The sequence below is a fragment of the Pedobacter hiemivivus genome, from assembly GCF_004331685.1.
Taxonomy (GTDB): domain Bacteria; phylum Bacteroidota; class Bacteroidia; order Sphingobacteriales; family Sphingobacteriaceae; genus Pedobacter; species Pedobacter hiemivivus.
Genome location: NZ_SJSM01000008.1, coordinates 198272 through 210322, shown reverse-complemented (window position 1 = coordinate 210322; position 12051 = coordinate 198272). Strand labels below are relative to the sequence as shown.

Annotated in this window: 8 protein-coding genes; all 8 read right to left on the bottom strand. The window is 40.9% G+C overall.

Annotation, left to right across the window (positions count from 1 at the left end):
* A partial coding sequence (locus EZ444_RS14785) for a transposase (protein ID WP_165503623.1) occupies nt 1–259 on the bottom strand: 259 nt, incomplete at its 3' end.
* Nucleotides 260–374: 115 nt separating this feature from the next.
* A complete protein-coding gene (locus EZ444_RS14780) occupies nt 375–2129 on the bottom strand; it encodes a cellulase family glycosylhydrolase (protein ID WP_131609935.1) in 1755 nt (584 codons plus the stop codon).
* A gap of 47 nt (nt 2130–2176) precedes the next feature.
* Nucleotides 2177–3574: a glycoside hydrolase family 30 protein gene (locus EZ444_RS14775; protein ID WP_131609934.1), complete on the bottom strand. Its 1398-nt coding sequence runs from the start codon at nt 3572–3574 to the stop codon at nt 2177–2179.
* A gap of 6 nt (nt 3575–3580) precedes the next feature.
* Nucleotides 3581–5032: a glycoside hydrolase family 30 protein gene (locus tag EZ444_RS14770; protein ID WP_131609933.1), complete on the bottom strand. Its 1452-nt coding sequence runs from the start codon at nt 5030–5032 to the stop codon at nt 3581–3583.
* 10 nt (nt 5033–5042) lie between these two features.
* Nucleotides 5043–6218: a glycoside hydrolase family 88 protein gene (locus EZ444_RS14765; protein ID WP_131609932.1), complete on the bottom strand. Its 1176-nt coding sequence runs from the start codon at nt 6216–6218 to the stop codon at nt 5043–5045.
* Between the two features lie 41 nt (nt 6219–6259).
* Nucleotides 6260–7444 carry an alginate lyase family protein gene (locus EZ444_RS14760; protein WP_131609931.1) on the bottom strand — a complete coding sequence of 395 codons (1185 nt, stop codon included), beginning with the start codon at nt 7442–7444 and terminating at the stop codon, nt 6260–6262.
* A 14-nt stretch (nt 7445–7458) separates the two neighbouring features.
* Nucleotides 7459–10170 carry a glycoside hydrolase family 2 TIM barrel-domain containing protein gene (locus tag EZ444_RS14755; protein WP_131609930.1) on the bottom strand — a complete coding sequence of 904 codons (2712 nt, stop codon included), beginning with the start codon at nt 10168–10170 and terminating at the stop codon, nt 7459–7461.
* Entirely contained in the window at nt 10171–12048 is a 1878-nt protein-coding gene (locus EZ444_RS14750; protein ID WP_131609929.1) for a RagB/SusD family nutrient uptake outer membrane protein, read from the bottom strand. It lies immediately after the preceding gene.
* Nucleotides 12049–12051 lie beyond the last annotated feature (3 nt).

The window sequence follows — 12051 nt, the reverse complement described above, 5'->3', positions numbered from 1 at the left end:
CGCTCATTCCTGCTTTTATAGCCCGGATGACCGACCGCTTTTCTCCGGCGGTATAACGCTTGTGCTTGGCTATGCCTGAACCATATTTGGCTATCCAATCAATGAGCGTACCGGGGCTCATACCATAATCATTTACCAGATCTCTGCGAGGAACGCCTTGTTCCGCCAGATCAACAATATGCGCTATTAAACGCTTATCAAAGCGCTGTTTATTATTCCTACGAGAGGAATAAAGAAATTCCGTTTCTTTTGTTTCCATACACTGTTTTTAGTGTATAGCTTTTTTAGGAATCGACATTTGATATTCCTTTAACAATCCTATCATTGTAAACGCGCGCCCGAAGCCTTACCGAAGGCCTATAAAAGCCTCGGGACTATTTATTAAACTGAAGCTGGCTAAAATTAAAGAATCCAACATCAGCTAAAACTGTTAGGGTCTGTTTCCCTGCATTTAGAGGGACATTCTTTATTTCTATAAATTGAAAATCACTTAAACCTCCCGTATTAGGAACAAGAATATCCTTCGAGACTAATTTTCCGTTAGATAGGATTGAAATCCTCCCATTATCATTATCAGCGGCAACTTTTAATTTAATTGTATAATTCCCCTTCTTTTTAACCTCCATAGTATAGTTCAGCCATTCGCCGGACTCAATGTTGTAGATGTAATAAGCCTCGTATGCGGTCGGATCTTTTATAATATCCACACCGTCATTTCTATACATCCGACCTTTATTACCTCCTTTGTGTTTTGCATTCGAAACATGATAATCAGCCGTATCCTTGTCGAAATAAGCAACCCCATTACGACCTAAATCATAATCTACCGCGTTTATCACAATACGGTTCTGCACTATATGCTTTTTAAAAGGTTTGGTTTCAGCAGAAAATGGCTGGCGTATCATCGCATCAATTACATCACGATGAATGGTTGTATTTTCAAGTCTGGTGTGGACAGCAAGTTCCATTAATCCGCTATAGACATTACTTTCTTTTGGCTTGTTTCCACCTCCATTTAAATAGCCAACTACGCTATCGTAATTTAAGTTTGATTTTATTTCCACAGGATTATTGACTCCTATTTTCTTTAATGGCCACCAGGCCCAGCCAATGTTGTTCGTTTCAAATAAACGAATCGCTTCTGTGAACCATACATTTGAATTTTCTCCAGTCTCTCCAACCCAAACAGGAATATTATACTTATCCCTTGCTTTAATCATATGACCTGCAGATGCCTGATCATTGTAACTCCAATACTTGTGAAAGCTCAACACCATGTTATTATCCCATTGGGGCAGGATTCCGTTGTAGTTATTACCCCAACCATTCCCTTCAATGATAATCATGTGCTTTTTATCGACCTCCCTAATCGCTTTGGTAATGTCGATCATCAGCTTTTTTAAAGGGGCATTATTTTTTTCTTTTGTACCGTTTTTATCATTTACTGGATCATCAAAACCCCAGTTGGGCTCATTAATCAAGTCATATCCACCAATCCAGGGCTCATTTACATAACGCTCTGCTAACTTTCTCCAAAGGGCAATTGTTTTTTGCTGGTTGGCTTCACTATCCCACAACGAGGGTTTTGATGGATCACGGTCTGAGATATTTACATCATTACCCTGTCCACCAGGGGCCGCATGAAGATCGAGTATCAAATACATTTGGTTTGCCTTACACCAGGCCAACAAGGAATCAGTCATGGCAAAACCTTTTTCGAGCCATGTATTTTGTCCGTTTACAGATTCCTTTTCTACAGGCAATGTGTATAAATTATAATGCATAGGTAACCGCACAGAATTAAATCCCCATGCTTTCATTGAATCGATATCAATCTTACGCGTATGATTGGCCAACCACAGGTCATAAAATTCGCCGGTCTGTTTCGCCCCCATCAGCTCTTCTAGTCTCTCGCGAATACGGTATTGCTGACCCTCTTTATTTATTTTTAACATGTATCCTTCCTGCAACATCCAGCCCCCAAGTCCAACGCCCCTTAACAAGACATTCTCCCCTTTTTCATTTACAATTTTCTTACCATCCGCCCGCAAAAATCCTTGCGCCAAACTACGCGAAGAACAAAAAACAGATAGCCATATTAGCAATAAGAGACTTAATTTTTGAAACATATAAAGTATATTTTGATGAATGTTAACATTATTTAAATGGAAATAACTTACCAAATATAGGTAGCAACATCTCCCTTACCGATTGTACAGTTTAGCAATTTACCATTAAAACTAATGCTAAACGCCTGGCTATCCGCAGCACTATTGGCAACGATTAGCACGTTTTTTCCATCGGGAGTTTTAAAGGCCACATTAGAAAGATCCTTTGGCTCATTGGATGCAATCCGGACGGAACCCGGGCGCACAAATTTAGCCGCATGGGCAACAGAATAATAGGCCACATTTCTTTTAACATGATCCCCATCAATTGTTACCGCTCCCTGACACATCGAACATCCACCCCTATCAGTGAAAGGCTTATTTTCAGAATTTGAAGTTAAATTCCATTCCAATACAGTCTTGCTCCAGTTTCTGCTGGCGCCGATAATGAGCCTCTTAACGGGCGATATGATATTGATTTTATCATCTTCAGCACCCTCAATGACCATTTGCTCAGTAAAATAAATATTTTTATCTGGATGGGCCTCATGCACATCGGTTAAAGCTTCAATTTTACCCCCGTAAAGATGAAAAGCAGATCCGTCAATATATTTACGCGCTTCCGGATCATTAAGCACGGTAATTGGGTAATCCGGACGATCGGCATTGTGGTCATAAATGATAATCTTTGTTGCTAAACCAGCTTTTTTAAATGCAGGTCCAAGGTTATTTTTAATAAAAATTGCCTGATCCGGTGCAACCATCAATAAACTAGGATTGTTACCAGGATGTAACGGTTCATTTTGAATAGTGACCGCATCAATAGGAATACCCTCGGTTTTCATATCCTTGATATAACGAACAAAGTATTTTGCATAAGCTTCGTAAAATTCAGGCTTTAACATTCCACCTCGCGCATCATAAGTCGTTTTCATCCAAAGTGGCGGAGACCAGGGAGAACTCATTATTTTGATATTGGGATTAATCGCCAAAATTTCCTTCATTATAGGTATCACATCTACACGATCCGGACCAAGTTCGAACTTATCCTGTTCCAAATCGGTTTCCCCTTCGGGCAAATCATTGTACGAAAACACTTTTTCGTTTAAGTCTGACGCACCTATAGTTAAGCGTATGTAACTGATACCAATGTCATTTTTGTTCGTTGCGAATAGTTCTTTTAATAAAGCGGTTCTGGCTTTAGCACTCATTTTTAGCAAATGTTGAGCACTCCCACCTGTTAAAGCAAAGCCGAATCCATCAATGGATTGAAAGGTTTCTTTATCATTAACTATAATCGTAGGCTTAACCGACTCCTGTTTATTAAACACCAGACTTCCTTGCTGTTTAGCAAACAACACAGAACGGTCGGACTTGGTAAGCCAGTAACTTGCCTGTTGGGCATTAACATGCAGAGCAGAGATCAGTAGCATGCCGGATAAAAATATATTTAGGTTTAATCTCATCTTGGCTTATTGAATAATAAATGTGGAAATGGAATGCGGCAGACTAGTCGTTTCGGCAGCTTTGCCATCCATCCATAAATAGTATGGGATCTTATCGTTGCTCTTATTCATCACGATGACAGCCAGTTTCCCATCTGTATTCATAAAGGCCGTAGTGATCAACTTATCTCTGTTTGATGAACTGGCCACCCTACGAGCACCAGGCCTTACGAATTTCGAAAAGTGCCCCAAGTAGTAGTAAGAATTGGTATAGATCAATTTGCCGGTCTTCGTATCCGCATGAACTGGGGCAAAGCAAAAATTACCTACATGATTGGGACCACCTTTATCATCCAGCAACATATTCCAGTCTGTCCATGCAGTCACTCCGCTGTTAAAATCGTTGATCATGGAGTACCCATAGCGTTCTCCAAGGTCCCACCTGGAAATGCTATCCAGGTTAAACTTTTCTACACAGCCTTCAGTAAGTAACAACTGCTTATCTGGAAATGCTTCATGAACCAGTTTCACATTGTTAAAAAGCATGTCACTTCCGGTCCAGGTTTCATACCAATGGTATCCTATACCCCACACGTATTTTGATGCTTCTGGATCTTTAAGGATAACGCTTGCCCTTTGGTAAATCTGATCCCTATTATGATCCCAGGCAATCAGTTTTTTATCAGCCAGGCCATTTTTATGGAGAATTGGCCCTAAATATTCCTTGATAAAATCCCGCTCTTCTTCGGCTGTAAAAATACAAGACTCCCATTTCTGTGTAGCCATCGGCTCATTCTGAACGGTTAAGCCCCATACCGGAATCCCCTCCTTTTCGTAGCCTTTAATAAATTTGACAAAATAATTGGCCCAAGCTGATCTAAACGCCGGTAATAGTTTACCACCACGCAACATATCATGGTTACTTTTCATGAATGCAGGCGGGCTCCATGGACTTACAAAAAGTGGAAGCTTTCCGCCCGCAGCGACAATACATTGCTTAAGGAGTGGGATCCTGTATTTCTGATCGTGCTCCAAATTAAAGGACTGAAGAGCTGCGTCATTCTCCTTTACATAAGTATAGCTTCCACTTGAGAAGTCACTGCTGTGGATTGTTGTTCTGGCCAAGGTATAGCCTATCCCATTGTCTCTATCATAATAAGCTTTTAAAAACTCTTTTTGAACATCGTTAGATAAAGTTGCATAGGTTTCGGCCGCTGCATCGGTGATGGTTCCACCGATCCCTGTAACGGATTGGAATTTGGTTTGCGGATCTACAAACACGCAGATCTGAGTTTCCAGGGGCTGTTTCAGCTCTTTAAAAGTAAGTGATCCAGAGGCCGTGAGTCTTAAATCTGTGTGATCGGCAGTTGTATAAATAACCGAAGTCTGGGCGTAAATTGGCATTGTCCCTATAGTCGACAGCAGGATTGGCAAAAGACCAATTGGTTTAAGCTTCGACAAGCATTGTATGATGTTCATGGATTGGGTTTTATTTGTTTTTCAATCTTAGTAAGGATTCCAGATAATAATAATCTGCGTAGTTAATCGGCACATCAATTTCTGAGTTTGCTGGCCTATGCCCGGTGCTGTGCTCCAGGATAAAGCCCTTATTGCTACCGACCTTACTTGTATAAAATTTGTTTAAGCTGTATAGCAGATGATCAGCGGATTTTTTATAACCTCCATTTGGCACATAGGCATCTAGCTCATAAAGCGCTGCTGCTGTAATAGCCGCTGCCGAAGCATCCTTTGAAGTGTTGGGAATCTTTGGATCGTGATCATCCCAATAAGGAATGCCATCTGCTGGTGTAGTTTTGTTGTTCAATATAAATTTCGCAATGCCTTTTGCTTGATTCAGGTAAGTTTCATTATGCGTTTCCCTATAACACATGATAAAACCGTACAAAGCCCAGGCTTGTCCCCTTGCCCATGCGGATTCATTACTATAACCCTGGGCGGTTAACTTTTGAGTTACCTTGCCTGTTGAGGTATCATAATCTAGCACATGCCATGAGCTGTAATCAGGTCTGAAATGATTGCGAAGGGTTTGATCGGCATGACTTACCGCAATTTTATAGAAAGTTGAATCACCTGTTAACTTAGTCGCTTCAAACAGCAACTCCAGGTTCATCATGTTGTCAATAATTACCGGGTATTTCCACTTGGCCTTTTGGTGGTCCCATGATTTAATGACTCCCGCCACCGGATTGAATCTTTTACTCAGCGATTTGGCAGATTGAATGATGACCGACCGGTAGGCGGTATCACCTGTTAATCGATAGCCATTACCAAAGCTACAATACATCATAAAACCCAGATCATGGGTACCTATATTAAACTGTTCCTTTTTTATTTTCTCAGTATACAGCTTTGCCAAGTCCATCCATTTAGGATCCTTGGTATATTCATAGAGATACCAAAGTTCGCCGGCAAAAAAACCACTGGTCCAATCGCTCGATTTCACCATCACCAGTTTACCTTTTTCAACTGTTCTGGGTGACACCTGATTTTTTCTTAAAGCAGCGGTATCATTTCTCACTTCCTTCAATAAAACTTCAGTTTGTTTTGCTGCATCAGCAAAGGCTTTTGAAACGTTTACTGTCTGCGCCTTTACTGTACAAATCCCCAAGGCCATATACAGGCTCAATATCAGTTTTGTTTTCATATCATTTGTGTGTTGTGTGTGTTGCGTTTAAATTGGTCAGGTCACAGCCATATCAGGGGATGACGAATTGGTAAATTTCTGATTACCTCTTCCACCTTAGGATCGTGATCCAGACTTTTCCATGTTAAATACCAGCTATTTTGTTTAAAAACATTGGCACCAAACAACAAGAAAGGTTGTGCCACGGGCCAGTTGTTCCAATACATTACATCTTGCTTAAAGGGCCATTCATTTTTATGCTTTACAAAGGGGAACAAATAAGCTATGCCTGTCTTTATAGACTGCCCTTCTTCCGCTTTATACGTCCATAGGTTATCTTCCGGTGTGGAGAGGATCTGACACAGCATAACCATCGCGTCTAAATTAAAAATGGAATAACCATAAGGTTTGGTTCTCGATAGCTCTAAAGGAAAACTGCCATTGGCAGCCATCTGTGTTGGCAGCAATACCGTCTTGTACCTTAACCGCATGGCATCCAACATTTCGTTGTCCCCGCATAGTTTTGCAAAAGAAGCCACCTGCATAGCCCAACAGGTAGAATGATTGTTTTTGATTGCTTTTTCTTGTAGTCCAGGCTTACTGGTATTTAACCACTCCGTGTATTCGGAGAACCATTTTTTAATTTCCTTTGCAGTCTCTTTTTTAAATGCCTTTGATTTTTCTAACAGCAATATACCTTGGGCAACTTCCATTAAGTGAATGGTGTCAATTATTCCATAATTGCGGCCTTTGTGTTTCCCTTTTACGGCTTGGGCATACAATAGGTTAGGGTTCATCAATGTCTGAGGATCGATGAACCAGGCTTTCAAATGCAACAATGCATGTTTTACATATTTCTCTTCACCTGTTAATTGATAAGCAGAAGCCAATGCTCCAATAATATTGTTGAAACGGATCATTGACTTTCTATGTGCTACAAAATTATCGGGGTTAGTTAAACCATCACGTTCAATATAAGGGCCTTCCGGATTGTTTGGATCGGGCCAGAAGTAATCAGCTTCAGAAAAAAAATCATGTCTACCACCTGAACTTCTAATGGATGAATCCGATGTCACTGTAATCGGCTGCTGTTCCAAAGCCCATTGCGCTTCTTTTAACACCTGTTTTCTCAGTAAGGCTGTAACCTCCTTTTTTAAGTCTACAGGTGGCGAAGTTGTAAAAGCAGTCGACACAGTAAGAAGTAGCAAAAGTAATCCTCCGGTATGTATTTTTTTAAATTTCTTCATATCAAATATTAATATCAATTCAGCTTTCTAACTGAAATGGCATTTAAAACCGGCGCCCCCTTTACTGGAATAAAATCCAGAAGCAGTCCCTGTCCATTAGCAACATCAATTCTAATTGTCTTCTTAACTGCAGTTGCGTATCCATATTCTTCAGCAATATTGAAGTTATCCAGAAATTTCTTTCCATTCAGATTAAGGGTAAATATTCGCTGTCCCCCTATTTCTTTCACAATTTGATTGTCCAAATTATAAACCAACATTTCTTTGGGTGTCCCTCCAACTAGTTCAGCAAAATACAAGCTCAGCTCATATTCCCCATCTGGTACATCCATTCTATAAGCCTTCAGGTCCACCTGTTGTGTTTGATAAATAGGATCAAGATCCGTATTCAGGATATTTTTGTCAGAGCCATAAGAAATACGGCTATTTCCGCCTTTAAAGGCCGCTCCACCGATATGACCAAAAGATCCTTTTCGATATGGCTGATCAGGAATCCACAATACCTGCTGCTCCCCATCCATAAAATAACGGTTTGCCCCCAGTAAAATATGCATGGTTGTAAAGTCCCTTGCATCAGAAAAAAGATAGGGTAAGAGCGTAAAATCAATTGATGTCTGATCGCTAAGCATTGGTTTTTGCGGATCTACGGCCCGAAGCTGATTAAGGCCGGCGGTAAATGGAACCTGCCATTCGCAGATACGGTTTTTACTCGATTGCAATCCAAGACTTTTCCCATTCAGGAATAGCTCGACCACATCCAGATTGGTAGCCACCTGAACAGGCTGTGTGCAAAACAGACTAGCCGAGTCAGCTATTCCGGTTCTTTCCTTCCAATTTCGGGATGCGATTTTGATAAATGGCTGATCCATTAGGTAAGCTTGATACAGATAGTAAGTATCTTTTTCTTTTCGCCCGAGCGTTAGCAGTCCCTTATTGTTAATGTGTGGCATTGTTTCGGCTCTAGTTTCTGAGCTAAAGTCGGCCAGATTCCATACCATTGCGCCACTTACAAAAGGTCTGCTTAAAATATCATTTAAATAGACCTGACTGAAGCTGATCGCATATTCCACACTTTTATCAAAGCGCAGTGGCGAAAAAGACCTGATCCTTGGATCTGCGTCGGCGCCAAATTCGGTAATCAGTAAAGGCACATCCGGTAATTCCCGATGGTGCTTATCTAAAAATTGCCCGAATCCTTTCAGCTCTCCGCCATACCAGCCCTGATACAAGTTCCAACCAATAATCATTGGAATTTTAGTTAACCCTACTTTATGATACCGATCAAAATCACCATGAAGCGCCATCATTGTGTATCTTGAAGGATCTTCTCTGCGTGTCAGGTTCTCCAATTGCTGAGCCAGCGCTCGCACATTGTTAAAATATTGTTCCTGTCGGGGCTTGTCAGTCTCAAATTTAGGCCGCAATAGTACTTCATTCATATAAGCCCAGATGATCACACTGGGATGATTAAAATTTTGACGGATCATTTCAATTTGCATGTGCTTACAGTTTTCGGTAAAACCTTCGCTTTCTGTAATTGCATTTACAATCGGAATTTCTACCGAAGCGAGAATCCCTAAACGATCACAGGCTTCGAGGATCACAGGATCTTGTGGATAATGGGCTACTCTTAAGAAATTACCCCCCATTGCTTTCAGAAGAGTTACATCCCTTATTTGCAATTCATCAGGAACTGCATTTCCTAAACCTTCATAATCCTGGTGACGGCTTGAGCCCATTAATTTTAGTGGTTCGCCATTTAAAAAGAAGCCTTTCTTTGCATCAAACTTATACCATCGAAACCCTATAGAATTGGCAACCTGATCTAAAACAGATGAACTTTTAGCATCAATAATTCGGCTAACTGCCCTATGCAGCACTGGATTTTTGGTTGACCATAATTCTGGTTTCTTTATGACAGGCAGGTCTTGTGTGACTACTCTTTTCTCCCCCGGTTTTAAATTTACATTTAAGGTATGAGTTGAGACCGCTTTCCCCTGCTGATTATAAACTGTCGTTTTCAGCTGAAATGCGCTCGCTGTAGTACCGGAGTTCTCCAATGAACTATTTATCCTTACACTGGCTTGCTCGGCAGATACCGTAGGCGTCTGGATATAAACACCATCAGCACCATAGTCTCCATTGTAAAAATGGACTGGCTCTGTGACCAATAAGTTAACTTTTCTATAAATCCCACCGAAAAAAGTAAAATCGGCAGTCAATGGTGCAATATCTTCATTAAAACGATTGGTTACCTTAACCAGCACTTCGTTTTTAAAATTGGCCTTATGATTTACCAATGCCGTCACCGGAACTATAAATCTCGTATAACCACCAGCATGTGTACCAGCCAATTTACCATTAACATACACTTCGGCTTCCTGATTCAGGCCATCAAAACAAAGAAAAAGCGATTTCCCTATCAAAGCCGGGTTTCCCTTTAAAATTCGTTTGTACCAGCTTGTTTCACGGTAATAACCGGGCGTATCATCCATGACATCCTTTGCATTCCAGGTATGAGGTATGGTAACACTTTCCCAGCTTTGGTTATCCTTACTAAAAGACCACTGGTCGTTAAAGCCAATCATTTGTCTACCGCTGAAGATTGGTTGGCCTTGCAAAAAAAAGGGACATATCAATAAGGTAAAAAGTATAAACACATTCTGGCCATATATTGCCAGAATGTGTTTAACCAACCTGCCTGTAAACAAATTGTATTTCTTCATTTAATCAGGAATTTTATCCAGTGCCGGAACGTTATTTTCATAACCACTGTAACCTTTATTCTGATTGATTCGTCCATTTACGTTAAATCGTTGAGAACTTGCTGGCACTGGCCACAACACGTGATAAGGAGCAATCCTGTACTTTACGCCCTGCAGCGTAGACACTTCATTTTTGTAAAAATCATTTTTCTCTATAATGCGGTCATAGAAGAAATTGTTATCTGAAAAAGAAGCGAGATTATATGATTTACCATTATAGGCCGTTTTTCCCGTTTGCGCAAAAATATAAGCAATTCGCGTCAGTTCAGTTTTACGAGGTTCTTCCCAATACAACTCCCGCGCACGCTCATCCAGAATTGTTCCTATAGTGACTTTGCTCGGATCAGTAAGCGGTGTTGCATTGGCACGAATCCGCACTGCATTGATGTCCTGCATAGCCAGTCCCAGATCTCCTCTCCAATAGTAAGCTTCGGCTCTTAAAAGAAAGGTTTCAGCTAATCTGAATACATACCAATCAGTATTGGTACCACGTGGCGGCGACCAATAAGGATCAATAGCCAATGCATTTGTAGAGTTGATAAACACTTTATAATGCGGCCAACCAAACCAGTGACGGATCGTATCTAAAGCACCGTTCTGGAATCGTGCAGCAACATTGGTATTGTCAAATTGCAACAAGGGTTTGCCATATAGCGCCTTGTCTGCAGCATTATTTGAATTTTTTAGTGCGGGATTATTATAAACCAGATCGGTCATATCCATCCACATTCCTTTAGCATGCCTGTAGTCAGTATTATCCGTCCAAATGTATTTAGTACTGTAAGGTGTTCCTCTGTAACGTCCAATTCCACGTCCATACATTCTGGTTAAAGGAAATTCTGCATTTACGGCATCCGTTAACGCAGTTGCGCCAGATGGGGTTTTTACGTTAGCAAAATGCCATGCAGGAACAGTATTCCGCATTAATTGCGAACCATTGGCCGTAAAGCCCTGTAAAGTCTCCCTATCTATCACAAGAAATAAAGCTTCCCTATTGGTAGGAAGGGCTTTATTGTCCATCCTATGCAGATCCCAGATTACATTTTTCGTCGCGTCGGCAGCTGTACTACCAAAACGAGAAGTCATTAAAGCATAAGGGCCGCTAATCACACTGGTTGCCGAAGCAATGGCATCATCAAATTTACCAAGAGCAAGGTTAACTTTAGTGAGCAAATGACCTATTGCACCCTTTGTAACCTCACCTTTGTTTACATTATCAGAAACTGATGCCTGCGCAAATTCAAGATCCGATTTCATCTTTGTAAGAATTACCTCTCGTTTGGTAGAGAAGTAATCATCTTTTGGAGCATCAATATCCTTTAAATTAAGGGGCACGTCACCAAACTGATGAACCAATCTATAATAATGATAGGCACGATAAAAATAGGCAGCACCCAGAATTGCATTCTTCTCAGCTGTGCTTGCATAGGTCGGCCTATCTATGTTTGAAATGATGGTGTTGGCAAACCTTACTCCGCGAAATTCCTGTTCCCAGTACCAACCAACCTTGTTAAAATCATCGCTGTTCAAATTCGCATCAGGTGTTATCCTCGAGACCAGATCCTGTGCAGGCGTACTTTTATCGGTTGTACCTTCGACAGCGACATCAGAAAAAATAGATTCGGTAAGCATTGGGGCAGCATCTCCGAAAAATTCCTGCCGCACATTTGCACCCAGTGCATTTAGCGCCCCTTTTAAAGCCGCGACATTATTTAAAGACGTTTCAGGAGAGTATTGAGAAAGCTGGTCTGAATCCAGAAAGCTTTTTTTACATCCCCCGGAAGTAATCAGGGCTGCGGATGTAATTAATATGACGATTTTTTTATTGAGCTTATTCATGTT

Excerpts from the sequence above, each read along its gene's own strand:
- EZ444_RS14780 (WP_131609935.1), bottom strand. The coding sequence starts at position 2,129 with ATGTTTCAAAAATTAAGTCTCTTATTGCTAATATGGCTATCTGTTTTT.
- EZ444_RS14775 (WP_131609934.1), bottom strand. The coding sequence starts at position 3,574 with ATGAGATTAAACCTAAATATATTTTTATCCGGCATGCTACTGATCTCT.
- EZ444_RS14770 (WP_131609933.1), bottom strand. The coding sequence starts at position 5,032 with ATGAACATCATACAATGCTTGTCGAAGCTTAAACCAATTGGTCTTTTG.
- EZ444_RS14765 (WP_131609932.1), bottom strand. The coding sequence starts at position 6,218 with ATGAAAACAAAACTGATATTGAGCCTGTATATGGCCTTGGGGATTTGT.
- EZ444_RS14760 (WP_131609931.1), bottom strand. The coding sequence starts at position 7,444 with ATGAAGAAATTTAAAAAAATACATACCGGAGGATTACTTTTGCTACTT.
- EZ444_RS14755 (WP_131609930.1), bottom strand. The coding sequence starts at position 10,170 with ATGAAGAAATACAATTTGTTTACAGGCAGGTTGGTTAAACACATTCTG.
- EZ444_RS14750 (WP_131609929.1), bottom strand. The coding sequence starts at position 12,048 with ATGAATAAGCTCAATAAAAAAATCGTCATATTAATTACATCCGCAGCC.